Annotated in this window: 16 protein-coding genes; 3 read left to right on the forward strand and 13 right to left on the reverse strand. The window is 70.6% G+C overall.

Annotated features, from left to right (window positions below; genetic code table 11):
* Nucleotides 1-190 precede the first annotated feature (190 nt).
* The 10 genes from ACWXWW_RS04600 to ACWXWW_RS04645 form a co-directional block, all read right to left on the reverse strand.
* Nucleotides 191-1,216 carry a LacI family DNA-binding transcriptional regulator gene (locus ACWXWW_RS04600; RefSeq protein WP_455969002.1) on the reverse strand — a complete coding sequence of 342 codons (1,026 nt, stop codon included), beginning with the start codon at nt 1,214-1,216 and terminating at the stop codon, nt 191-193.
* A gap of 24 nt (nt 1,217-1,240) precedes the next feature.
* Nucleotides 1,241-2,797, reverse strand: a complete 1,557-nt coding sequence (locus ACWXWW_RS04605) for a glycoside hydrolase family 32 protein (protein WP_455969003.1) — start codon at nt 2,795-2,797, stop codon at nt 1,241-1,243.
* Between the two features lie 80 nt (nt 2,798-2,877).
* Nucleotides 2,878-4,320 (reverse strand): GH32 C-terminal domain-containing protein, encoded by a 1,443-nt coding sequence (locus ACWXWW_RS04610; protein WP_455969004.1) that lies wholly within the window; start codon nt 4,318-4,320, stop codon nt 2,878-2,880.
* Nucleotides 4,317-5,342 (reverse strand): LacI family DNA-binding transcriptional regulator, encoded by a 1,026-nt coding sequence (locus tag ACWXWW_RS04615; protein ID WP_455969005.1) that lies wholly within the window; start codon nt 5,340-5,342, stop codon nt 4,317-4,319. The genes ACWXWW_RS04610 and ACWXWW_RS04615 overlap by 4 nt, the downstream gene beginning before the upstream one ends.
* The gene (locus tag ACWXWW_RS04620) at nt 5,339-6,250 is read right to left on the reverse strand and encodes a carbohydrate ABC transporter permease (RefSeq protein ID WP_455969006.1); all 912 of its coding nucleotides are present in this window, start codon (nt 6,248-6,250) and stop codon (nt 5,339-5,341) included. The genes ACWXWW_RS04615 and ACWXWW_RS04620 overlap by 4 nt, the downstream gene beginning before the upstream one ends.
* A complete protein-coding gene (locus tag ACWXWW_RS04625; RefSeq protein ID WP_455969008.1) occupies nt 6,247-7,128 on the reverse strand; it encodes a carbohydrate ABC transporter permease in 882 nt (293 codons plus the stop codon). The genes ACWXWW_RS04620 and ACWXWW_RS04625 overlap by 4 nt, the downstream gene beginning before the upstream one ends.
* Nucleotides 7,129-7,192: 64 nt before the next feature.
* On the reverse strand, nt 7,193-8,530 hold the full coding sequence (locus ACWXWW_RS04630; protein ID WP_455969010.1) for an ABC transporter substrate-binding protein: 1,338 nt from the start codon (nt 8,528-8,530) through the stop codon (nt 7,193-7,195).
* A gap of 48 nt (nt 8,531-8,578) precedes the next feature.
* Nucleotides 8,579-10,051, reverse strand: coding sequence for a GH32 C-terminal domain-containing protein (locus ACWXWW_RS04635; protein WP_455969011.1), 1,473 nt, complete (start codon nt 10,049-10,051; stop codon nt 8,579-8,581).
* Between the two features lie 139 nt (nt 10,052-10,190).
* Nucleotides 10,191-10,916 (reverse strand): aspartate/glutamate racemase family protein, encoded by a 726-nt coding sequence (locus ACWXWW_RS04640; RefSeq protein WP_324013058.1) that lies wholly within the window; start codon nt 10,914-10,916, stop codon nt 10,191-10,193.
* Between the two features lie 25 nt (nt 10,917-10,941).
* Nucleotides 10,942-12,471 (reverse strand): NCS1 family nucleobase:cation symporter-1, encoded by a 1,530-nt coding sequence (locus ACWXWW_RS04645; protein ID WP_455969013.1) that lies wholly within the window; start codon nt 12,469-12,471, stop codon nt 10,942-10,944.
* A gap of 150 nt (nt 12,472-12,621) precedes the next feature.
* Here ACWXWW_RS04645 and metH point away from each other — a divergent pair, with 150 nt between their 5' ends.
* Complete coding sequence (gene metH / locus ACWXWW_RS04650) at nt 12,622-16,242, forward strand: methionine synthase (RefSeq protein ID WP_455969014.1); 3,621 nt, start codon at nt 12,622-12,624, stop codon at nt 16,240-16,242.
* On the opposite strand, the gene ACWXWW_RS04655 is transcribed toward metH, so the two are convergent.
* Genes ACWXWW_RS04655 through ACWXWW_RS04665 form a run of 3 tightly spaced genes read right to left on the reverse strand, consistent with a single transcriptional unit; the run spans nt 16,157 to nt 20,791 of the window.
* Nucleotides 16,157-19,072 carry an ATP-binding cassette domain-containing protein gene (locus ACWXWW_RS04655; protein WP_455969016.1) on the reverse strand — a complete coding sequence of 972 codons (2,916 nt, stop codon included), beginning with the start codon at nt 19,070-19,072 and terminating at the stop codon, nt 16,157-16,159. The genes metH and ACWXWW_RS04655 overlap by 86 nt on opposite strands.
* Nucleotides 19,069-19,617 carry a hypothetical protein gene (locus ACWXWW_RS04660; protein WP_455969018.1) on the reverse strand — a complete coding sequence of 183 codons (549 nt, stop codon included), beginning with the start codon at nt 19,615-19,617 and terminating at the stop codon, nt 19,069-19,071. The genes ACWXWW_RS04655 and ACWXWW_RS04660 overlap by 4 nt, the downstream gene beginning before the upstream one ends.
* A gap of 58 nt (nt 19,618-19,675) precedes the next feature.
* Entirely contained in the window at nt 19,676-20,791 is a 1,116-nt protein-coding gene (locus ACWXWW_RS04665) for a Fic family protein (RefSeq protein WP_455969020.1), read from the reverse strand.
* 160 nt (nt 20,792-20,951) lie between these two features.
* Between ACWXWW_RS04665 and ACWXWW_RS04670 the strand changes: the two genes are divergently transcribed.
* A complete protein-coding gene (locus ACWXWW_RS04670) occupies nt 20,952-24,536 on the forward strand; it encodes an ATP-binding cassette domain-containing protein (RefSeq protein WP_455969021.1) in 3,585 nt (1,194 codons plus the stop codon).
* 390 nt (nt 24,537-24,926) lie between these two features.
* Nucleotides 24,927-25,370, forward strand: a complete 444-nt coding sequence (locus ACWXWW_RS04675; protein WP_455969022.1) for a DUF488 domain-containing protein — start codon at nt 24,927-24,929, stop codon at nt 25,368-25,370.
* The last annotated feature ends 132 nt before the right edge of the window (nt 25,371-25,502 follow it).

The raw sequence follows: 25,502 nt of genomic DNA on the forward strand, positions 1-25,502 counted from the left end.
GCACTGAGGGTGTGTCAACTGCCCGGGTTACCGGGCAGCGGCAGCATACGGTTTCCGCGAGAACATGGGTTGCAAATCGGTTTGCATCGGTGTTAGCCTCCGGGCGGTCACTCGAGAAGTGACGTGCGCATCTTCCGATCGCTGCACGGTGCATCGCCCTGTCGTGACCCGACGGGGCGATGCACCCCGCTCACGCGGGAGGCGCGACCGAGCCGCGCTCCACGAGGGCGCATTCCAGGCGCGCCTGGACCGGCTCGGTGTCGCCCTCGACAGCCGCGAGCAGACGCGACGCCGCCCAGTGGCCCATCTCGGCGTGCGGCAGCGCGATGGTCGTCAGAGACGGGCGGAGCCCTGCGGAGATGATCCGCAGGTCATCGACTCCGACGACGGAGAGCTCGTGCGGGATCGAGATGCCCGCTGCTGCCGCCGCCTGGTACACGCCCATCGCCATCTCGTCGTTGAAGCAGAAGACGGCGGTCGGGCGCGGTGTGCGCGCGAGCAGCGCGACGCCCGCTTCGTAACCACCGGTCGGATCGCCGCTCGCGCGGACGACGAGCCGCTCGTCGGCCGCGAGCCCCGCTTCCGCGAGGGCCGCGCGGTAGCCGTCCTCTCGCCCGTGCGCAGCGGGCACGTCCCCGCCGATCGTGGCGAGGGCGATCCGACGGTGCCCCGCCGCGATGAGGTGCCGCGTCGCGGTGAGTCCGATCCCGTGCTCATCGGGCACGACCGACGAGAGGCTCGGATCGTCGCTCGTCGCGTCGGCGAGGACGACGTTCTGGTCGCGCAACTCGTCGGGGACGACGACGGAACGGTGGAACATCCGCGCGTAGATGAAGCCGTCGACGCGATGCGTCAGCAGCGTGCGGATCTGACGTCGCTCGCGGTCGGCCATCCCATCGGAATCGAGCACGACGAGGACGCTGTCGTGCTCGGCAGCGGCCGCCTGGGCGCCGCTCACAATGCGACCGGCGTGCGGCGTGGATGCGATGACGTCGCTCAGGAAGCCGAGCGTGTACGTGCGCGAGCCGCGCAGCGATCGCGCGCGGACATCCGGCAGATAGCCCAATCGCTCAGCCGTCTCGATCACCCGCGCGCGGGTATCGGGGTTGAGAGCGCGTGCGCCGCTGAAGGCGTGGGAGACCGTCGTCGGCGACACGCCGGCGGCAGCGGCGACATCACGAATGCCGACCCTGCGCTTCGGTTCCGCCGTGGCCATAGCGCAACGCTAGTGCACACGCCTTCAGCTCCCCTCGAAAGAGCGGATGACGATACCGGAGAAGCGCGCCGGCCCGCCGTCGGTGTAGAGCGAGATGCCGGTGTCGCCCTCGGTGAAGTGGACCTGCTGTGACAGGACCGTGTGTCCGGCGTTCACGAACACCTCCACGCTCTGCGTGTCGACGAAGATGCGAAGGTGCACCGTGCGCGCGGCGGGATCGATCGGCGCAGCTGCCCGCGTGTAGGGCGCGAGCTCATACCCCGCGAGCTCGGACGGCCCGCGATCGACGTAGAGGTCGCTGCCGTACTTGCCGATGTTCGTATGGCGCGCGCCGTCTGCGGAGCGCCCGACCGAGACGCCGACGTTGGTCGCCGAGTCCCACGAGATGTCCACTTCGAGCTCGTAGGCGCGCCCGCTCCAGGGCAGCACGACACTTCCGTCGACGATCCGATCAGGCAGGGTCGTCTCGGAGGTCACGCGTTCCGCGAGCGTCGCGACGGGACTGCTGAGGAGGCTGTACCAGCCGCCGGCCTGGCGTACGAGGCGCAGTTCGCGCGTGATCGCGTTCTGCCCGTTGTATCCGTCGGTCGCGTCTGTCGGCACATCGCGGGCGGCGTACTTCCAGTTGTTCATCCAGGCTGTCGCATAGCGCCGGGTCTCGGGCGCGTCCGCCTTCGGCCACGTCACCGCTCCGTACCAGTCCCAGCCCCAGTCGAGCCACTGCGGAGTGAGGTCGTCGGCAAGGAACTGCTCGCCGTCCCACGTGCCCATCCAGTACGCGTAGGTCATGGGGAGTCCGACGCCGTACGCGTCCATGCTCGCGCCGAGGATCCAGTGACGAGAGCCGTCGTCGGCCGTCATCTCGAAGAGGTCGGGGCACTCGATGCCGCCGAGCGCGTGGTCCGGGTAGTCGAAGTTGCGTCGCAGGCGCCAGTCGCGCAGGTTCGCCGAGGTGTAGAAGGTCGCGTAGCGCGCACGGCCGATCACGCACACCCACTCGCCCCGTGCAGCATCCCAGTGGATCTTCGGGTCGCGGAACCATTCCGCGTTCGCGATCTCCTCGGGCGTGCTCGCCGTGCGCCCATCCGGGTTGACGATCACGGGGTCCGGCAGGGGAGTGAACGTGTACCCGCCGTCCGTCGACCAGTACAGGTACTGCTCCTGGAAACGGCGCACGCCGTCGGTCGGCTGCGTCGCGAGCGCGACGATCGCCCCTGACCCGAAGCCCGCGGTGTTCGCCGCGTCCACGACGAGCGATCCGGACCAGACCGGGACGTTCTGCCGCAGCGGCATGACCGTCCCGTGGTGCGTGAACGTCACCGCATCCACGGTCGTTGCGTGGTCCCATCCGCCTGGCCCATTGTTCACATCGGAATGCAGGTAGTACAGGTGATAGGCGCCGCCCACGTGGACGGGACGCTGGGGATCGCAGAGCCAGCCGGACGGCGGGGTCAGGTGGTAGATCGCGCGCAGGGACGTCAGCGCGCGCGCAGGCGCTGCGTCGACGGAGCCGACGAGCAGGGCGAGGGCGCCGGCTCCGGCGCCTTGCATGAGTCGGCGGCGGGAGATCGGATGCATCATCGCAGATTCCTCTCTGTGTTCGCGGGCGCGACGGCGCGCCCGCCGTGGCGTGTGCGGACGGCGGCGTTCGAAGGGCAGGGTCAGGCGAGCGCGGCGGCGAGGGTCTCGGTCGGACGATCGGCGGCGAGATGGGCGGCCGAGGCGCGGACGGCGCCCGCACGCTCGGTCTGCAGGCTTGCGACGACTGGGCCGTCGCCGAGCATCACGAGATGTGTGATCGTCGCCGCGCCGTCGTCGGCGAACACTTCGAGCAGGGGGCCGTCGAGGCTGATCAGCAGCCGTCGCGTCGATCCGTCCTCGATCAACCCGGTCGTGCACGCCGATGCGAAGTCAGGATGGACGGCTTCCGCGTCGGGGCCGCCGCGCTCGAAGCGGAGGGTCGCTGTCTCGGGATCGTGGCTCAGCTCCGCGAACGCGTCGGCGTCGCCCGTGAGCCGCAGGCGCAGAGAACCGGTCGTGCGCGGATCCCACTCCAACTCGAGCAGGGAGTGGCCGGTCAGGGCGAGCTCAGCGAATGGTCTCGCGGCGAGGACCACCTTCGACGGCGTATCGGCGAGGTGCTCGCGCACGAAGATCGGGGGTTCCTGGTGCAATCGCACTCGTCCGCGACGGTCTCGGCGGAGCGAGAGTCGACGCGCGAGCGACATCGCTCCCCGCCACGGCGACGACGGGATGGCATGGGCGTAGCGCCAGTTGCTCATCCAGGCGAGCATGACCGCCTCGCCGCCTGGTGCGCTGTCGAACGTGACGCCGGCGTAGAGGTCACGTCCCTCGTCGAGCCGAGCGAACTGGCAGGTGTCGGGTGTGAAGGCGATCCCGTCGAAGGTCCCGGCGATCCAGCTCATCGCCGATCCGCGAGGATCGGCATCGTCGCCGACGGGGTTCGTGCTGAGCAGGAGAACCCAGCGGATGTCATCCGGATCGTCGTCGACGGCGAGCGGGACGAGGTCGGGGCACTCCCAGACCACACCATCGGTTCCGAGTGGCCCGAACGAGCTGAGATGCTCCCACGTGCGAAGATCGTCGGACCCGTAGAAGAGCACCTGACGCGCGTCGGCTTCGACCGCGACGAGGATCCATCGATCGCGGCCGTCGGCCGTCGGGAACCGGACGACCTTCGGATCGCGGAAGGACGTCGTCCCTCGGTCGAGCACGGGGTTCTCGAGGTCGGGCGACCAGGTGAGGCCGCCGTCGTCGCTCACGGCGCGGGACTGCGCTTGCCGGCCGTCGTCGTATGCGCTCGTGTAGTGCGCGATGAGCCGGCCGCCGTCCCGCTCGGCCACCACGGACCCGGAGAAGATCTGTTCACCCGGCCGGTGCCGCAGAGCGACCGGGTGCTCGGTCCAGTGCGCGAGATCCGTGCTGGACGCGTGGCCCCAGCTCATGTTGCCCCAGTCGGACGACTCGGGGTTGTACTGGAAGTAGGCATGCCAGAGGCCGCTGTGATGAACCAGGCCGTTGGGGTCGTTCATCCAGTTGCGCCTCGGCGTGAGGTGGAACGCCGGACGAGGGACGCGGATCATGACCGAGCCTCCGCGATCGACGCGCGCGCGACGGGAGGGCAGGCGATGCGACGCACTCCGTCGGCCGTATCGTCGATGCCGAGCAGAACCCGCACGCCGGCAGCGCCCAGCTCGTAGTGCGGGAGGGCGACCGTCGACAGGGGCGGTCGGAGGTGCGCGGCGATGACCTCCTGGTTGTCGAACCCCATCACAGCGATGTCCTCCGGCACGCGTCGCCCGTGTTCGCGGAGTCCGTCGTAGAGGCCCATCGCCACGCGGTCGTTGTGACAGAACACCGCTGTCGCCTGAGACGCGAGCACCTGCCGCGTGGACGCGTAGCCGCCCTCCTGCTCGGGCGCCGCGGGGAGGACGAGCGCGTCGTCGAAGGGGACGCCGGCCGCCTCGAGGGCTGCGCGATAGCCCGCCAGGCGTCCGCTCTGCGCGGGCGAGGGCGTGGTCGTGTTGATGAAGGCGATCCTCGTGTGCCCCGCTGCGAGCAGGACCTCGGTGGCCGTGCGGCCGCCCTGCTCCTCGTCCGGCACGACCGCGGGGAGGCCGCTGCCCGGCGCGAAGCAGTCGACGAGCACGGTGTCGGTCTGGCGGAGGGTCTCCGGGACGACGATCTCGCGGTGGTACCAGGTCGAGTAGAGGATGCCCTGCACCTGGTGCTCGAGCATCATGGCGATCGCGTCCGTCTCGGCGGCGGTGTTGCCGTCGGTGTTGGCGACGAGCAGCACATAGCCGTGCTTCCAGGCCTCGTCCTGTGCGCCGTGGATGATCTGGCCGGCGAACGGCGTTGTCGCGATCGCATCGGCGACGAGGCCGATGAAGCGCGAGGAGCCTTGCGACAGGGTCTTCGCGAGGGCGTTCGGACGGTAGCCGAGTTCGAGCACGGCCTCTTGCACGCGGCGGCGGGCGTCTTCGCCGATGCGCGCGCCGGGCTTGTCATTCACGACGTGGGAGACGGTCGCCACCGAGACGCCTGCTGCCCTGGCGACGTCTCTCATGGTGACCGGCGAGCGCCCGTGGTCGGTGGTCGTCATCCCTTGGTCGCTCCGCTCTCGAGTCCGCTGATCATCGCCTTGTTGAGCACGAGGAACACGAGGAGCAGCGGAGTCACCGTGACGCACACGGCGGCGAACGTCGCTGTCCAGTCGGTGTTGCCCATCGCCCCGATGTAATTCTGCAGGCCGAGCGGGATGGTCTTGAGACCATCCGACAGCACGAACGTGTTCGCGAAGATGAAGTCGTTCCAGATGAAGATGCTGTTCACGAGGACGACCGTGATGATCGTGTTCGCGGAGAGGGGGAAGGTGATCTTCGCGAAGATCCGATACGGGCCCGCTCCGTCGAGTGAGGCGGCCTCGTACATCTCTCGCGGGATGTACTCGTAGAAGGAGGAGAACAGGTACACCGACATCGGCAGAGAGAACGCCGCGAGCGGAATGATCATCGACATATGGGTGTCGAGCAGGCCCACTTGCGAGTAGTCGATGAACAGCGGAACGAGCGCGATCTGGACCGGCACGATGATGCCGAGGAGGAACAGCGAGCGCACGAGCCCGCTGAAGCGGAAGCCGAGCACCTGCAGGGAGTACGCCGCCATCATCCCGGCGATCACGATGAGCGCGCTCGAGCCGAGCGTCACGATGAGGCTGTTGAGGATGTTCAGCCACAGGTCGCCGGTCGCGAACGCCCGCTCGTAGTTCTCGAGTGTGTACGCCGACGGCAGGGCGAACGGGTTGCCTCCCGCGAAGTCGGACGCCGTGCGGAAGCTCGTCACGAACAGCCAGGCGAGCGGGTAGACCTGCACGACCACGATCAGGGCGACCGTGACGCTCAGCAGTGCGCGGTGGATCGGGAGTCGCTGCGTGCGCGGGGTCCGCGCGCGATCGCGCGGCGGTTCGGTCACGGCGGTCTCCGAAGGTCGGATGAGGGCGGGAGCGGTCACGAGTCGTCCCTTCGACGGAGCAGGAGGATGATGAGGCCGACGGCGACGAGGCACTCGACGACGATGAAGACCGAGATCGCGCTCGCGTACCCGTAGTCCGTGTGCACGAACGCGGTCTTGTACATGTACGTCGTCAGGAGCTCGGAGGCCTGCCCCGGACCTCCTCCTGTCAGGAGGTAGGGGATATCGAACCCCCGCAGGGCGAAGGTCGTCGCCATGATCGTCGTGGTGATCCAGACGGGGCGGATATACGGGAAGCGGATGCGCCAGAAGGTCTGCCACCAGGAGGCGCCGTCGAGACGAGCGGCCTCCTCGAGCTCGCGCGGGACCGCGATCAGGGCCGCGTAGATGATCAGCATGTACAGGCCGGTGAAGCGCCATCCCTCGGGGATCGAGACCGCAGCGAGCACGGTCTGGACGTCCGAGAGCCACGCGGACTGAAGGTCTTCGAGACCGAGCCACGCGAGCGCCTGGTTGAGGAGGCCGACCGGGTCAAGCGAGTAGATGCGCTGGAAGAGGAAGGCGATCGCGACGGTCGAGATCACGGCAGGCAGCAGGTAGAGCGTCTTCACAAGCTCCCGGGCGCGCGGCAGGGTGGTGAGCAGCCCGGCGACCGCGAGCGCGCCGCCCAGCTGCAGCACGAGGCAGATCGCGAGGTAGCCGAGCGCGTTTCCGAACGACGTCCAGAACACGTCGTCACGCGTGAGCATCTTGACGTAGTTGTCGACGCCGACGAAGACCATGTCGGTGATCCCGTCCCAGCGGAACAGACTGAGGACGAGCGACTGGATGATCGGCAGCAGCACAGCGACGCCGTAGAGGAGCAACGGCGGGACGAGGAACACCGCGACCGAGAGCGCCGAACGGCGCGGCAGCATGGACGTCCGCATCGCCGGCCGGGTCCGGGACGGGTGGCGTACGCTCGCCCCGGACGGGGCCATCTCAGCCATCGAGGTTCTCCGCGAGGGTCGCGTCCATCGTCTCGATGAACTGGTCCGGGGTGATCTCGCCCTGTACGAGCAGCGTCAGCTCCTGCTGGAGGCGCGTGTTCGTCGCGGGGTCGAGCTGCGTGTCCCACGGCATCGCGATGGCCTCGCCGACGCCGTCGGCCTGCTCGACCGCGCGCGTGTACAGGTCGGTGGCGCCCTCGGGGATGGCCGTCTTGGCGGTCGTCGTCGGAGACAGTGCGCCCGTGGCCGCGTAGACCTCGGGGTAGCGCTCAAGCGCGAACGCGAGGAAGTCGCGGACGAGCGGGTCGTACGTCTTCGCGTTCACGGCCATCCCGATGCCCGACGGCGTCACGTACTCGTTCTCGGCCGTCACTGCCCCGTCGATCGTCGGCAGCGTGAAGTAGTCGACGGCGTCTCGCACGGCCGGGTCGAGGGCATCGGTCGCGAGGTTGCCGAGCTCCCACGTCCCGATGTTGTAGACGGCCGCGCGCCCCGAGGTGAAGAGCGCCTGCGCGTCCGCGTACCCGGTCGAGGAGAAGCCGTCGGCGAAGCAGCCGGCCCTGCCGAGTGCGTGCATCCACTCGGCAGCGGCGCGACCCGCCGGGTCGGCGAACGAGGCGTCGCCGTTCTTGAGGTCCTGAACGTACTCGGGCCCGGCCATCCGGAACGGGTAGTAGGCGAGGTAGCGCTCGAGCGGCCACTGGTCCGCCCCGTCGAGGGCGATCGGTGTGATGCCGGCGGCGCTCAGCTGCTCGCACATCTGCGGGAAGCCGTCGAGTGTGGCGGGCACCTCGACGCCCGCCTCGGCGAAGAGATCGGCGTTGTACCAGAAGAACTCGAGCTGGAACTCGAACGGCACCATGTACAGCGAGCCGTCGTCGAACCGCTGGTAGGCGAGGGCGGCCTCGCGGTAGTCGTCGGCGAGCCCGAGATCCTCGAGGAGCAGTTCCACGTCGACCATGCGACCCTGATCGGCGAGCTTCTGCGCGAACGGCGTCGCATCGGTGTCGAACAGCTCGGGCAGCTTGTTCGCCGCGGCGAGCGTCTCGTACTTCTGGATGTACGAGGGGCGGTCCGGTGTCGTGATGAGGTTCAGGGCGAACCCGGGGTGCTCATCGGCGTACTCGTCGGCGATCTGCTGCATGGCCGTGATCACGCCGCCGTCTGCTGGTCGGGAGAGGAGCCACGAGATCTCGCGGGCGACGATCTCGCCGTCGGGGTCGACGTCGGCGGGATCGGAGGAGGCAGTCGTGCCGGAGCAGCCGGCGAGGGCGAGAGCGGAAGCGGCGAGGCCGGCGAGCAGCGCCGCGCTGCGGTGAGGGCGGGACATGGTCGTCATCTCCATTGACTGATCGATCGGGTGTGCACGGGAGTCGGCTCAGCGGCCGAGGGAGAGGAGGTTCTCGAGGCGATCCGCAGAGGCGGCGGACTCGGGGACGCGGACGGTGAGTTCGTGCAGGAGTGCGGATCCTTCGCCGACGAAGAAGCCCACGCGGCCCGAGGTGCGGTCGTAGATGCGCGTGCTGAGCACCGTTGCGTCGTCGAGGGTCGCGACGCAGATGTCGCCGTCGACGAGGATGTCGAGCACGTGCGCGCCCAGGTCGATGGTGCACGGCCGCTCGAGCTCGACCGCGAACGGGACGTCGCCCGAGATCTGCCACTGCTCGCCGCCCGTGCGGCGCCTCGGCCAGCGGTCGAAGACGAGGCGGTTGCGTCGAGGCTCCACGCGGATGGCGTAGGCGGCGTCGCCGTCGGCGCTCGTCCGCAGGAGCATGCCGCACTCCGTCGTGCCTTCGCTGATCTCGAACTGAGCAGTGACCCGGAAGGCGTCAGGGGCGTCCTCGTGCGAGAGGATGTGCTGATACCCGTCGGGTGCGGCGAGCGTCTGAGCGTGCATGACGATCCCCGTCGATCCGGTGGAGTAGGCGCTGCGCAGCTCGGCGGGCGGATGGAAGGCGAGCGTGCCGTCCATCCGCTGCTCTGCCTCGAGCACCGAGAGCGTGCCCGCCCACTGCCACGCGCCGTCGTCGCACGCGCCTTCGCGCGTCGCGATCCAGCCGAAGAAGAGGCGTCGTCCGTCGCGCTCGGCCGACTTGGCCGCGTAGTAGGCCCGGCCGTCGAGTGTGTCGTGCTCGGGTACCAGCCACGGGCCGTCGAGACTCCGGGCCATCCGGTACCGGGTGGTGAACGACTCGCTGAACTCCGACGAGACGAGGTACCACCAGTCGCCCCACTGGAACACCTCGGGGCACTCGTGCGCGAGAAAGCGCCGCGGGTCCCAGAACGGCGCTGCGGGTTGCCACGCGCGGAGGTCGCGCGAGACGCACTGCGCGATGACGCCCCGTCGGCGCTGCGGTCCGCTGTCGTGGCGAGCCGTGATGAGCATGCGCCAGAGTCCGGCCTCGTGGTCGCGGAACACGAACGGATCGCGCCAGTCCGAGGTCTCGTAGCCGGGCGTTGCGCCGAAGGCGTCGTCGGGGTGCCGTTGCCACGTGCGCATGCCGTCTGCGCTCGTCGCATGCATGACGACCTGGACGGGAAGGCCGTCGGATCCGAGTACCGCCGGGTTCTGACCCGTGTAGAACGCGTGGTGGAGGCCGCTCTCGTCGCGGACGATGCTGCCGGTGTAGACGTTGAAGTCTGCCGCGTCCGGCCCGCCCGAGGCGAGTGCGACGCCCTTCTCTGAGAACTCGACGAGGTCCGTCGTCTCGATGCGCAGCCACGGCATTCCGGTCTTCGGCTCGCGGCGCTCTTCGTGAAGGTAGAAGAGATGGAAGACGCCATCCTCCTGCCAGGGGATCACGTCCCCCACCCAGGCTCCGTCCGGTCGGTAGAACCCTCGTCGGCTCATCGTCACCCCGTCATTGGTGGTTAATCGGTTGAGCAGGACGTTAGCAGGTCTCGATGGAGATGGTCAATCGGTTAATCAAGAACCAAGGGAACGGGCCCGCCGCGTCTGACGCGGAGGGCCCGTCGTTCGGCGACTGTCGTCAGCGCGCGAGCGCGGCGAACCCGGTGACGCGCTTGGGGCGCGGCGGCGCGTAGGTCCGCACCTTGGACGTGCGAAGGCCCAGGCGCACGAGGCCCTCCGCGACCGCGACCGCCGCCTGCACGCCGTCCACGACGGGCACTCCGCACAGCTGCACGACGCGGTCCTTCAGCTCGGCCATCCCGCCGCAGCCGAGCACGATGACCTCCGCGCGGTCCTGCTCGACGGCGCGCTGCGCCTCCGCCGCGATCGCCTCGACCGCGCGGGCGGGGTCGGACTCGAGCTCCAGCACGCCGAGGCCCGACGACCGCACCGAGGCGCACCGATCGTGCAGCCCGGCGAGGACGAGCCGGTCCTCGATGAGCGGGACCGCCCGGTCGAGCGTTGTGATGACCGAGTACGAACGGCCGACGTACATCGCGGTCGACGCCGCGGCCTCCGTGATGTCGACGACGGGCACGTCGAGGAGCTCCTGCAGGCCCTCTCGCCCGTGCTCGCCGTACCCTGCCTGGATCACGGCGTCATACGGGCCCTCGTACCGCGTCACCTTGTCCATCACGGCGATCGCGGCGAGGTAGCTCTCCACGTTCCCCTCGCATGACTCCGCGCCGAAGTCGGGGGTGAGCCCGATGATCTCGGTGCCCGGAGAGGCGGCCGAGCGCGCGGCCTCCGCGATGCCCTCGGTCATCGACTCCGTCGTGTTCACGTTCGCGACGAGAATGCGCATGTCGGTGCTCCTTCTTCCGGGGCGATCAGTGGGTCGGCGTGACGGCGATGTCGGTGCCGGCGACATCGTGGAAGGGCCCGCGGCGGTCGGCGATCACGGCGTACACGACCGCGGCGAGTCCGGCGGCGAAGAACCACGAGAAGTCGCGGACCGCAGCGAACGCGGGCAGGAACGTGAACAGGAGCGAGATCGCGCCCGAGATCGCGAGGGCGATGACGGCTTGCGGGTTGAAGCCGCGGGTGTACGCGTACTCGCCGACCGGCGAGGTCGAGTACAGCTCGGGCACGTTGATCCGCTGCCGGCGGATGATCCAGTAGTCGACCATGATGATGCCGAAGAGCGGGCCGAGCAGGGCGCCGAGGCCGCCCAGGAAGACGTTGATCACGACGGGCGAGTTGTAGAGGTTCCACGGCAGGATCACGAGGCCGATCACGGCCGACAGGATGGCCGCCTTGCGGAAGTCCAGGTGACGCGGCAGGAGGTTCGTGAACGCGTAGGTCGGGGCGACGAAGTTCGCCATGAGGTTCACCGCGATCGTGAGGGCGATGAGCGCGAGCGAGGCGAGCACGAGCAGGAAGGTGTTCGGGATGGCCGCGACGACGTCGGCGGGCGAGGTGATGAGCGTGCCGTTCAGGCGGAACGTGCCGCCCGAGAGCACGACGACGATCGCGCCGAAGAACAGCATGTTGATCGGGATGCCCCAGAAGTTGCCCTTGACGACGGCCGCGCGCGACTTCGCACCGCGCGTGAAGTCGCAGAAGTTGAGCACGAAGGTGCCGTAGATCGACACCCACAGCGACGCCGCGCCGAGCATCGTGAGCCAGAGCTCGCCGCCCTCGGCAGTGCCGAGCGGCGCCCAGTCGATCTGGAACCCGCTCTGGATGAGAACCCAGACGGCGAGGACGACGAAGGTGCCGAGGATGATCGGCCCGGCCCACGCCTCGTACTTGCGGATCATCTCCATGCCGTAGCTGACGATGACGACCTGGATCGCCCACAGGGCGAGGAACGTGATCCATCCGAGGGTCGACAGGCCGAGGAAGGAGCCGGCCTGCAGTGCGACCGCTCCGGGCGCGACCGCGATGATGACGACCTGCAGCACCTGCGACGCGAGGTACGTCTGGATGCCGAACCATGCGATCGCGACGATGCCGCGGAGCAGGCCGGGGATCTGCGCGCCGTGCACGCCGAAGGCGATGCGGCTCATGACGGGGAAGGGCACGCCCGTCTTCTCGCCCATGAACCCCGACAGCGTCAGGAGCAGGAAGAGGAAGAGCGCCCCGAAGGCGAGTGCCCCGAGGATCGCGCCGCCGCTCAGCCCGAGGGCGAACAGGCCGATCGCGAACGCGTAGTTGCCGAGGCTGTGCACGTCGTTCGCCCAGAGGGTGAAGATGCTGTAGGCGCTCCAGTGGCGGCCCTCGCGGGTCGTGGGTGCGAGGTCGCTGTTGTAGAGGCGCGGGCTGATGCCGGCCTGGACGGCGAAGGTCGCGGATGGCGGGTTCGCGAGCCCCTCGGAGGCGCGGCTCGGGATGTGGACGTACTCTTCGGTCGACATGGACGCTTCTTTCCTCGACTTCGTCGTCAGGGGAGAGGGATGATGAAAGTTCCATAATATGGAACGCCTGTTTCGGGTAAAGGAATTTCACCACGTCGTCGGTCCAGCTGTCAACGGTCTGGCCTGCGCCCGCGCCCTAAGATCGACCCCGTGCCGACCCCCTCGCTCCGCCACCCCCTCGACATCGACGGGATCCCGTACGCGCCCCGCGCGCAGGCGCTGCGCGACGCGCTCGCGACGCGCGTCGTCATCGCCGACGGCGCGATGGGCACGATGCTGCAGCGGTACGAGCCGACGCTCGACGACTACCAGGGGCTCGAGGGGTGCAACGAGATCCTCAACGTCTCGCGCCCCGACATGGTCGGCCGCATCCACGACGACTACCTCGCGACCGGCATCGACGCGATCGAGACGAACACCTTCGGCGCCAACTGGTCGAACCTCTCCGACTACGACATCGACGACCGCATCCACGAGCTCGCCGAGGCGGGCGCCCGCATCGCGCGCGAGCGGGTGGATGCGGCGGAGGCGGCGGATGGCCGGATGCGCTGGGTCCTCGGGTCGATGGGGCCGGGCACGAAGCTGCCCTCGCTCGGGCACACGACCTACGCGCACCTCAAGGAGACCTTCGCGCAGCAGGCCGAGGGCCTGATCGACGGCGGCGCCGACGCCCTCCTCATCGAGACGTCGCAGGACCTGCTCCAGACGAAGGCCGCCGTGAACGCGTGCAAGCAGGCGATCGTCGCCCGCGGCATCCGCCTGCCGATCTTCGTCGAGGTGACCGTCGAGACGACCGGCGCCATGCTCATGGGGTCGGAGATCGGCGCCGCGCTCACGGCTCTCGCACCGCTCGGCGTCGACGCGATCGGCCTGAACTGCGCGACGGGGCCGCAGGAGATGAGCGAGCACCTGCGGCACCTCTCCAAGCACTCGCCCGTCACGGTCATGTGCATGCCGAACGCCGGCCTTCCCGTGCTCACGGCCGATGGCGCGCACTACCCCCTCACGCCCGCCGAGCTCGCCACGGCGCACGAGCAGTTCGTACGGGAGTTCGGCCTCGGCCTCGTCGGCGGATGCTGCGGCACGACGCCCGAGCACATGCAGGCCGTCGTCGACCGGCTGCGCGGGGCATCCGCCGCCGAGCGGTCGGCGCAGATCGAGCCCGGCGTCGCCTCGCTCTATCAGCACGTGCCCTTCGACCAGGACGCGTCCTACCTCGCGATCGGCGAGCGCACGAACGCCAACGGGTCGAAGGCGTTCCGCGAGGCGATGCTCGAGGGCCGGTGGGACGACTGCGTCGAGATCGCGCGCTCGCAGATCCGCGTCGGCGCGCACCTGCTCGACGTGTGCGTCGACTACGTCGGGCGCGATGGCGTCGCCGACATCCGCGAGATCGTCTCGCGCTTCGCCTCGGCCTCCACCCTGCCGCTCGTCGTCGACTCGACGGAGCCCGCCGTCATCCAGGCCGGTCTCGAGCTCATCGGCGGTCGCCCCGTCGTGAACTCGGTCAACTACGAGGACGGCGACGGCCCGACCTCGCGCTTCGGGCGCATCATGCCGCTCGTCAAGGAGCACGGCGCGGCCGTGATCGCGCTCACGATCGACGAGCAGGGGCAGGCGCGCACCGCGGAGGACAAGCTCCGCATCGCCTCGCGCCTCGTCGACGAGCTCGTCGGCGAGTGGGGCATGAAGGTCTCCGACATCATCGTCGACTGCCTCACCTTCCCGATCGCGACCGGCCAGGAGGAGACCCGGCGCGACGCGATCGAGACGATCGAGGCCATCCGCGCCCTCGTCGCGAAGTACCCCGGCATCCACACGACGCTGGGCGTCTCGAACGTCTCGTTCGGGCTCAACCCGGCCGCCCGCTCGGTGCTGAACTCGGTGTTCCTGCACGAGGCGTCGCAGGCGGGTCTCGACTCGGGCATCATCGACGCCGCGAAGATCGTGCCGCTCGCGTCGATCCCGGAGGAGCAGCGCCAGGTCGCGCTCGATCTCGTCTGGGACCGCCGCGCGTACGACGCCGACGGCACCCTGACCTACGACCCGCTCGCCCGCATGCTCGACCTCTTCGCGGGCGTCGACAGCGCCGCCCTCCGCGACCAGCGCGCGGCCGAGCTCGCCGCGCTGCCCACGGGAGAGCGGCTCCAGCGGCGGATCATCGACGGCGAGCTCAAGGGGCTCGAGGAGGACCTCGACCTCGCGCGCGCCGAGGGGATGACCGCACTCGGCATCATCAACGACCACCTGCTCGAGGGCATGAAGGTCGTCGGCGAGCGCTTCGGGTCGGGCCAGATGCAGCTGCCGTTCGTGCTGCAGTCGGCCGAGGTCATGAAGACCGCCGTCGCGCTGCTCGAGCCGCACATGGAGAAGAGCGACGACGCGGGCAAGGGCCGCATCGTCCTCGCGACCGTGCGCGGAGACGTGCACGACATCGGCAAGAACCTCGTCGACATCATCCTCACGAACAACGGGTACGAGGTGATCAACCTCGGCATCAAGCAGCCGATCGCCGACATCATCGCCGCGGCCGAGGAGCACGACGCCGACGTGATCGGCATGAGCGGCCTGCTCGTGAAGTCGACGGTCGTCATGAAGGAGAACCTCGAGGAGCTGCAGGCGCGGGGCCTTGCGAGGCGCTGGCCGGTCATCCTCGGCGGTGCGGCGCTCACGCGCGCCTATGTCGAGGACGACCTCGCGAGCCTGTTCGAGGGCGAGGTGCGCTATGCGAAGGACGCGTTCGAGGGCCTCGCCCTCATGGAGCCGCTCGTCGCGATCGCGCGCGGCGCCTCGCCCGACGAGGTGGGCCTCCCGCCCCTCAAGAAGCGCATCCACCGCAAGGGCGCCGCTCTCACGCTCACCGAGCCGGAGAGCATGCCCGAGCGCTCCGACGTCGCGGCCGACAACCCCGTGCCGGCGCCGCCGTTCTGGGGCACGCGCATCGTGCGCGGCATCGCCCTGGCCGACTTCGCGGCCTTCCTCGACGAGCGCGCGACGTTCATGGGCCAGTGGGGGCTGAAGCCCGGTCGCGGCGACGACGGACTGTCGTACGAGCAGCTCGTCGAGCGCGAGGGCCGGCCGCGCCTGCGGTACTGGCTCGACCGCATCCTCGCGGAGGGCATGCTCGATCCGTCGGTCGCGTACGGGTACTTCCCCGTCGTCTCGGAGGGCGACGACCTCGTCGTGCTCCATCACGGAGACGATCCGGATGGCCGCATCGGCCGCGCGGGGCTGCTCGCGCCCGACGGAGGGTCGGGCGGGCCGGTGGGCTCCGACCGGCTGCGCTTCCACTTCCCGCGCCAGCGTCGTGATCGGCACCTGTGCCTGTCGGACTTCGTGCGCGCACGCGCATCGGGTGAGGTCGACGTGCTGCCCGTGCAGCTCGTGACCGCGGGCGCGAGGATCGACGAGGTGACCGCGCGGATGTTCGCTGAGAACCGGTACCGCGACTACTACGAGCTGAACGGCCTCGTCATGCAGCTCACCGAGGCGCTCGCCGAGTTCTGGCATGCGCGCATCCGCGACGAGCTGGGGTTCTCGGCCGAGGACCCGACGAGCACCGAGGGGCTCTTCAAGCTCGAGTACCGGGGCGCGCGGTTCTCGCTCGGCTACCCCGCGTGCCCCGACATGGAGGACCGCCGCAAGGTCGTCGAGCTGCTGCGGCCCGAGCGGATGGGCGTCGAGCTCAGCGAGGAGCTGCAGCTGCATCCCGAGCAGTCGACGGACGCGTTCGTCTTCCACCACCCGGAGGCGAAGTACTTCTCGGTGTGACGGCCGGCTTCGCGCGCCGCAGCGCGCGCAGGCAGGCGGTGCCGACGAGGGCGAGCCCGACGACGGTCGTGATCGCCCGCAGCGTGTCCCAGCTCAGCGTGGAGGTCACGAGCGAGTACACGAGGAAGCTCGCGAGGTTCTCGGCGAGCGGCGCCCCGGGCGCGTAGGACGCTCCCGTGCCGGCCCCGACCGCGAACGGCCAGAACCACATGTTCATGATGAGCCCGAAGGCGTACGACGCCGCGACGCCGTAGACGCACAGCATCGCGATCTCGGCCCGTCCGCGCACGCGGCGGGGGAGGAGCCCCGCGCCCGCCGCGACCCATCCGCACGCGAACATCTGGAACGGCAGCCACGGGCCGACGCCTCCCCAGAGCAGCGCCGACATCCCGATCGACACGGCGCCCAGCAGCAGGCCGAAGCGCGCCCCGAGCACGCGGCCCGCGAGGATGAGCAGCACGAACAGGGCCTCGACGCCGCCGACGCCCGTCCCGACGATGCGGATGGCCGCGCCCACGGCGCCGAGGACGGCCAGGTGCGCGAGCGTGTGGGCGGAGCGCACCGAGCCGTCGAGGAGGGCGAGCACGGCGATGACCGCGAGCGGCGCGACGGCGACCGCCACGTACGGGACGGCGGCCTGGGCCTCGGTCGGGAGGGCGCTCGCGAAGAGGGGCCACAGGAAGGCCCCCACCGCCACGAGGTTGGCGAGAACGAGGAGCGACCTGCCCCCGGCTCCATCCGCGGGCACCCTGCCCCCGGTCGTTGAGCGAGCGAAGCGAGTCGGTTCGTTCGGGGAGCGCAGCGACCTGCCCCCGGTCGTTGAGCGAGCGAAGCGAGTCGGTTCGTTCGGGGAGCGCAGCGCCCTGCCCCCGGTCGTTGAGCGAGCGGAGCGAGTCGAAACGCCGTGAGCCGAAACGCCGTGAGTCGAAACGCCGTCCCCTTCCGTCGTCGGCGCCCCCACGCGCCCGTCCGCGATCGCCAGCCGGCGGTCCGCGACGAGCTCCGCGAACGCCGCGTCGTGCGTCGCGAGCAGCACGCCGACCCCGGCGTCGGCCTCGACGAGCACAGCGCGTGCGACGAGCGCGCGGGCCGCGGGATCGAGTCCGCGCGTCGGCTCGTCGATGAGCAGCGCCCTCGGGCTGCGCGCGGTCTGGAGGGCGATGGCCAGGCAGCGCCGCTGCCCCGCGGACAGATCTCGCGGGTGCGTGTGGAGGATGCGCGCGAACGCCGGCGCCCCGGGCTCGAGGCCGAGGAACGCCGCGAGCCGTTCGGCGGTGGGCTGCGCGGGGCGGAAGCGCCGGTCGGCCGCCCGGCATTCCGCGGCGACCGTGTCGCGCAGGAGGAGGTCGTCGGACGCATCGGGGACGAGCGCGACGCGGCGGCGCGCCCCGCCCGCGACCGCGACCCCGGGCGCTCCGGTCGCGAGCGCCTCGAGGAGGCTCGACTTGCCCGCCCCGTTGGGACCGGTCAGCACGAGCACCTCGCCCGCGTGCAGCTCGAGGCTCGCCTCGTCGACGGCGATGCGCGTCCCGCGTCGCACGGTGACGTCGTGGGCCGCGAGGGCGACGGCGCCTGCGGGCGGCGGCGTGCGGCGCGGCGCTCTGCTCCGCTCGGGGCCGGAAGGGAGGTCGGAAGGCCCCGCCGCCCCGTCCTCGATCCGCAGCGAGAGGTCGGCGATGGAGGCGAGCTCGGCCATCCGGTGCTCGGCGACGACGACGCACATGCCGTCGCGATGGGCGAGCGCGTCGAGGAGCGCGACGATCCGGCCGCGGAAGTCGGCGTCGAGGTCGGCGAGCGGCTCGTCGATGAGGAGGAGCGCCGGGTCGTCGACGATGGCCGATGCGAGGGCGACGAGGGTCGCCTCGCCCGCCGAGAGTCCGCGCACGGGGCGCTCGAGGAGGTGCGCGATGCCCATCCGCTCCGCGACGTCGGCGACCTTCTTGCGACGGTCCGCTGCGGAGACGCCGCGCAGCTCGAGGGTGAAGCCGATCTCGTCGGCCACGCGAGCCGCCGCGAACGCCTGCCGGGGCTGCTGCAGCACGACGCCGATGTCTCGCGCGAGGTCGCGCGGCGGCACCGCGCTGCGGTCGCGGCCGACGACCTCCGCGCGTCCCGCCATCCATCCGCCGTCGACGTGCGTGTGGAGCCCCGCGATGAGCCGCAGGAGCGTCGACTTGCCGGCGCCGGTCGGCCCCGAGAGGCAGACGACGGATGCCCGCGGCAGCGAGAGCGCATCGACGCGCACGACCTCGACGGGGCCGAACCCCGCGCGGACGCCATCGAGCAGGACGGCCGTCTCGGCGCGTGCGGCGGGGGATGGCCGGCCCGCGTAGCCGCGGAGCTCGAGTGCCGCGCTCAGCGCGGTCGCGCGCTCGAGGGCGCGCTCGAGCACGGGCGCGAGGAGGCGCGCGGCGTTCCGCTCGTCGCGCAGTCGCTGGGCGAATTGCGCGGCGCGGACCGCGTCGGCGAGAGAGGGAACGGTGGCCCACGCGATGGCGAGGGCGCGGCAGATTCCGCCGAGGAAGCGCCCGCGCGCGCCGTGCGCGAGGAGGCGCGGCACGTCGACGAGCGCCGTGAGCACGCCGATCCCGAGGATGACGAGCGCGATCGGAACCGCGCTCAGCGCGGCGTCCGCCAGGCCATCCGCCGTGACCTCGCCGAGCAGGCGCACATGCGCGAAGGGCGGCGGGAGGCGCAGCTCGGGCAGCGCCCAGAGCACGGCGCCGTCGCCGTCGGCGCCGTGGAAGAGGATGCGGTAGACGATCCGGACGACGATGAAGCCCGCGGCCACGACGGCCGCGGTCCTCACCGCCGCGGATCGCGTTGTCACGGTGCCGCGGGTGCGCCGTCCAGCGTGAAGAGGAGCTCGAGGCTCTCGCCCGGTGCGACCTCCTGGGTCGACAGGCCCTCCATCGCGTATCCCCACTCGCCGTCGGCGGGCTGGATCCAGATCGACCAGTAGGCGAACGCGGCGGGCATCGACGCGCACTCCTCGACGTACGCCGGGTCCTCGGTCGAGCCGACCGGCTCGGTCGCCGACGGCAGGCCGTCCACGCGGCAGAGCACCTCGTCGCCGTACTCCTCCGTGCCCTCGGTCTCGACGCCGGCCTCGGCCAGGACGTCGGCCGCGACCTGCGGCTCGTCCGCGAGGACGCAGCGCTCGCTGCGCTCGCCGCCCTCGAGCGCGGTGCTGTCGACGACGAGCGAGATGCCCTCGTCGTCGGCGCACGCGCCGTCGACGACCGTCTCGGCCGCAGGGGTCTCGGCCGGTGCCGACTCGGCCGGCTGCTCGGACGCGGGGCTTGCACAGGAGGCCAGGGCGAGCACGGCGATCACGCCGGCGAGGCCCGAGAGGGCGCGCAGTGTCTTGGTCACCGACTCAGCGTAGGGCGCGCGGCGGCGGTGGTCGGAACCGCGCGTAACAGGAGACCTGTCAGAAGAGCATCACGGCGCGTGCCGGGGGCGGCGCGTTGCGCGAGAGAATGTCCAGGAAGCGCACGTTGATGAAGAGACGGTCCCGGCCGAGCCGCAGATCTCGGAGGACGCCGCCCGCGACGAGCGCGTTCAACCACGAGGCCGCGGTGGGGCGGGAGACACCGCACCGGTCGATCACGTTCGCGATGCGCGCGTACGGATTCTCGAAGAGCACGTCGAGCAGGTCGGAGTTGCTGCCGGCCGTGGTCAGATCGCGGATCTCCTGGCGGACTGTCTCCTGCAGAGATTGGATCTCGTCGATCTTGCCGAGTGTCTCCTGCGCGGTCTGTTCGAGTCCCCGCAGCATGAACCGCACCCAGTCCTCCCACGCGCCGTCCCGGGTGACCGCGAGGAGAAGGCGGTAGTAGTCGTTCTTGTTCCGGATGATGTAGCGGGACAGATAGAGAATCGGAGCGTCGAGGAGCCCCGCTTGCACCAGGTAGAGGACGTTGAGGATGCGGCCTGTGCGGCCGTTGCCGTCCTCGAAGGGGTGAATGGCCTCGAACTGGTAGTGCGAGATCGCCATCCGCACGAGCGGGTCGATCTCATCATCTCGGTGGAGGTACTCAGACCAGTTCGAGAGCTTGTCGCGGATGACGCCTTCTCCGACGGGGGGAGTGTAGATCGCCTCGTGCGTTGCGGGGTTCCCGATGTAGGTGCCAGGAAGAGTCCGGACATCCATCTCCCGCCTGTGGATGGTTGTGCAGACCTCGATGGCGGTTGAGGCGGACAGGGGGCGCCGGGCGATGATCTCCAGACCGGCGAACAGGGCAGCGCGGTAGCTCAGAGTCTCCTTGGTGTCCGGGCTGGCGGCTGCCGCGGGGTCGTGCGCATATCGGAAGAGGTCGTCGGTCGTGGTGACGATATTCTCGATCTCCGAGCTCGCCTGCGCCTCGAGGAGCGAGATCGAGTTCACGAGCACGAGCGGATTGGGCATCCGCTTCGCCGCTTCGTTCAGGCTTGCAAGTGCGGCGCGGGCGCGGATCGTGTCGCGGAGGACCGCCTTCGTCTCGATCTCCGCGTTCGGCGGGAGCAGCGGAAGCGCGTTGTACGGCTCCGAAGGCGACCATGTCATGTGGAAAGCCTACGACGACGTGACCGTAACGTGTAAAAAATACCGCCGAATTTTTACACGTTGCGCGGACGTGTCAACCGAGTTGCCATGAGGTTGGCAGGACCCCTTGTCCTTGCCCCCGGCAGCGCCCGCCTGTCGGTCGTTGCCCGTAGCGTTGGCGATGATGTCCGACGCAGCCTCTCCCGATTCTCCCGCGCCCTCCGGCCCCCGTCGTCCCGCTGACGCGGCGCGGAGCGCATCCGAGCGCCCCGCCTGGCGCCGGCTGGGCTGGCGTCGGCTGGGCGGGCCCGCTGCGTTCGCCGCGATCGTCCTGCTCGTCGCCGGTACGACCGGCCAGGCCGCGGGGACCGTGATCGCGGGGCGCCTCTCGGGCGAACCCACGGTGAACGCGCTGCTCCTCTTCGCCCTGTGCGTCGTCGGCGGCGCGGTCGTCGACAGCGTCGGGCAGGTCCTGTGGGCCGGCGTCGTCGACCGCGCCGAGGGGCGCCTGCGCGGCGATCTGCTCACGGCCGCGATGAGCCAGCCCCTGGCAGTGCTGTCGGAGCAGGCGGTGGGCGAGGTGCTCGACCGCGTCGACGACGACACGCGCGCGGTCGGCTCGCTCGTGCGGCGTCAGCTGTGGGGAGCCGGTCGGACCCTCGTCGGCGTCGTGCCGCTGTGGATCGTGGCGAGCACGACGTGGTGGCCCGCGTGGATCCTCTTCCCCGTCCTCGGCGTGATCGTGGCGCTCGTCGCGCGCCCGCTGCTGCGCGAGATCGCCCTGCGCAAGGTCGCGGAAGAGGAGGCGTGGACCGACCACGCCGCCGCGTTCGAGGAGGCGGTCGCTGCGCGGAACGACCTCCGCACGAGCCTCGGCCAGGCGTTCGCGGTGCGGCGCCTCGCGCAGATCTCGGCCGTCGTGCACGCGCGGCTCCGCGCACTGACGGGCCTCGAGATGCGGCTCATCAACCGGGCGGAGGTGCTGCTGCACGCCCTGCTGGGCGGCGTCGCGGTGACCGGAGCCGTGCTCGCCTTCGGCGGCAGCCTCCCCGTGGAGCAGCTCGTCACGCTCTTCCTCGCGACGGCCCTGCTCGTCGGGTCGGTGTCGAACCTCGTCCACCACCTGCCGGACATCCAGGAGGGCATCGGCGCGCTCATCCGCATCCGGCAGATGCTCGAGGTGGAGCCCGAGCCGGTGGGCGGCCTCGACGTGCCGCCCGGCCAGGTCGGTCTGGAGGTGCGTGACCTCGACTTCGCCTATGAGGAGGGCGCCTTCGCCCTCGCCGGGGTGTCGCTCGACGTGCCGGCCGGGCAGACCGTGGCGCTCGTGGGGCGGACCGGTTCGGGCAAGTCGACGCTCGCCGCGCTGATCTCGCGCGCGCAGGAGCCGCCGCGCGGCACGGTGCTGCTGGGCGGCGTCGATGTGCGCGACCTGGATCTGCAGAGGCTGCGCGCCGCGGTCGGCGTCGTGACGCAGCGCACCGAGATCCTGTCGGGCACGCTCGCGGAGAACATCGCGCTGTTCGCGCCGGTCGACCGGGGCGAGATCGAGGCCGCCGTCGCGGAGCTCGGCATCGCCGACTGGGTCGCCGGGCTGCCCGACGGGCTCGACACCGCTCTCGGGCCGGGGGGAACCGCGCTCTCCGCCGGCGAGGAGCAGCTCGTCGCCTTCGCGCGCCTGCTCGTCCGCCACGTCCAGGTGGTCGTCCTCGACGAGGCGACGGCGCGGATGGACCCGCTCACCGAGGCGCGCGTCGTCGCGGCGTCAGAGCGGCTGCTGCGGGGGCGGACGGGCGTGCTCGTCGCGCACCGCCTCACGACGATCGAGCGCGCCGACCTCGTCGCCGTTCTCGACCATGGGCGCATCGTCCAGCAGGGGCCGCGCGAAGCTCTCGCGGCAGCGGACGGCCCCTTCCGCCGCCTGCGCGAGGCGGCAGCGTCCGACGGTCAGATCGACGACGCCGCGCCCGACGCGCAGCCGGATGGCGCGGAGGCGGATGCCCCGGCGGCGGCTCCCGACGCCGGGGCCAGCGTGGGCACGCGGCGCCGCACCGGCACTCCGCCCGCGCTCTCGGAGCCCGGCGATGGGCCGTCGCTCGCGCGCGGCATCCTGCATGTGCTGTTCGTCCGGCCCCAGTGGGGCATCGCGGGCGCGGCGCTCTTCCTCGTGTCGGCGCTCGCCGCGGCGCAGGGCGCGCTGACCGGCTTCCTCTGGGGGCGGATCGTGGAGGCGCTTCAGGCGGGCGAGCTGCCGTCGGCCCTTCTCATCGGGCTCGTGGTGCTGATGCTCATCAGCCCGCTCGCGCTGGGTCGGGCGATCTACCTCTACCCGAGCTGGTGGGTCGAGAACCTGCTGCGCGTCCGCATGCGCGTCATGTACGGCCAGACCCGCCAGCACCGGCTGCCGACGACTCCCGCGGGCGAGATCGTCGCGCGCGCGATGGACGCCGACCGCTACGTCATGTACGCCGACCGCTGGGTCGACTTCATGAACGGCCTGGTCATCGCCGCGGTCACGGCGCTCGTCTCGCGCTCCTGGCTCGCGGGCGGCGTGCTGCTCGCGGTCATGGTGGTCTCCGCGCTCGCGGCCGCGGTCGGCCGGCCGATCGCCGGTCGCTCGGCGACCCGCTCCTCGGCTGCCCGCGCGCGATTCGGGCGCTCCCTCGTCTCGGCTCTCGATGCCGCGCGCACGGTCAAGCTCGCCGCCCGCACGCCAGAGGTGCACCGTCATCTCCAGGAGGTCGACAGCGGCCGCGTGCGCGCGGCGATCTTCGAGCACCGCGTGCAGGCCGTCCTCGACGGCGTCCCGATCGTCGCCCTGCACATCGGAGCGGTGGCCGCATGGGCGGCATTCCTCTCCGGCGTCTGGGATCTCGCGACCACCCTCCTGGTCGCGAACGCGGTCACGGGCTTCGGATGGTTCGGCGTCGTCGCGGGAGCGGTGGTCACCGAGGCGCCGGGCACGCGCAGCTGGCAGCAGGCGACCGCGCGCTTCGCGGGCGGCGTCGACCTCGTCGATCCGGTGCCTGGTGTCGACCTCGTCGCGGGAACCGCGCCCGAGCCGCCCTCGACGGGTCGCGAGCCGCTCCAGTCGCTGGAGCTGCGCGGCGTGAGCGCGGTGCACGACGACGGCACGCTCGGCGTGACGGATGTCGATCTCGAGGTGCGCCGGGGCGAGCTGGTCCTGCTCCTCGGGCAGGTCGGATCGGGCAAGTCGAGCCTGCTCGCGGCGCTCGCGGGGCTCATGGAGCACACGGGCGAGATCCGGTGGAACGGCGTCGAGATCGCCGATGCGCAGGAGTTCCTCCGCCCCGGCCAGGTCGCGCATGTCGCCCAGGTGCCCCGCGTTCTCAGCGGCACCTTCGCCGACAACGTGCGCCTCGATCACGAGCGCGACGTCGACGGCCCGATCGACAGCGCCCGGCTCAGCGAGGACGTCCGCGACGCGGGCGGCGCCCACGCCCTCGTCGGCCACCGCGGGGTGCGCCTGTCGGGCGGGCAGGTGCAGCGGCTCGCGCTCGCGCGGGCGCTCGCGGCCGACGCCGAGCTCCTGCTCGCGGACGACGTGTCGTCGGCGCTCGATGCGCGCACGGAGATCGAGCTCTGGCAGGCGCTGCGCGATCGTGGTGCGACCGTCATCGGCGCGACCTCCAAGCGTGCCGCGCTGGCCCGAGCGGATCGCGTGGTCGTGCTGTCCGACGGCGAGGTCGCGGCCGTCGGCCCCTGGCGCGAGCTGGCGCCGCGGTGGGGGCACCTGGCGGGGTGAGACGCGCGCGGCGACAGCGAGATGTAGTCGCCGTCAGGCCGGTCCGCCCGGCGGGGCGCCGCATCAGCAAGCCAGCTGCCGCGGCTTCCATCAGTGCATCGGTGCTGGTCACGTCTTCCGGGAATGGCCATCGTGTCGCGTTCACGTCAGTTCTTCTGGAATGCGTGTAACGAGTAAGATCTGTTACATGATGGATGTCGGCGCCTTGTCCGCGGCGGAGCTCCTGTTGCTACGAAGCAGTGTGCTCCGTGAGATCCGTCACCGGAGCACTCCGCAGCGTGTCTGCGAGCGTTGCACGCACAAATTCGTTGGCCGCGCTGATGCCCGGTACTGTTCACCGAAATGCCGCACGGCCGCACACCGCGGGCGCAACAAGAAGGAGGCCCCCAGATGAGCACCATTCTCGGCGTCGGCTACGAAGGACAGAGCCCGGAGGCGTTCGTCTCGAGGCTGCGCCTGCACGGGGTCGAGACCCTCGTGGACGTCCGGTTGAACGCGATCTCCCGCAAGCGTGGGTTCTCCAAAACCGCGCTCTCCGAGGCCCTGCGTGCAGCTGGCATCGAGTACGTGCACATGCCGGAGCTCGGGAACAAGCGCGACAACCGGGACGGCTACGCGACGGTCGATACCATCGAAGCCCACGAGGCGCGCGACCGGTTCCGCGACGTCCTTGCATCCGATAGAGCTGCTTCGGCGCTGAAGCAGCTCGCGTCACTCGCGAGGAGTCGAACGATTGCCTTGTTCTGCTTTGAAGCGGACGAGGACCATTGCCATCGTCAGCAGGTGCGCGAAGCGCTGCGGAATCTGATGATCCGTGAGCTCGCCGCCGCCTAGATTCATTGATCCGGATCGTCGTCGATGTCCGGCTGATCCGGGCCCGTACGGTCCGGCGCAGGCCGACCGCGACCTGCCTGTTTGACAGCCGTGATGAGCACGATCACGAGAGGGCGCGTGGCCGCTCGAATG

Source organism: Microbacterium sp. KNMS (assembly GCF_053851835.1).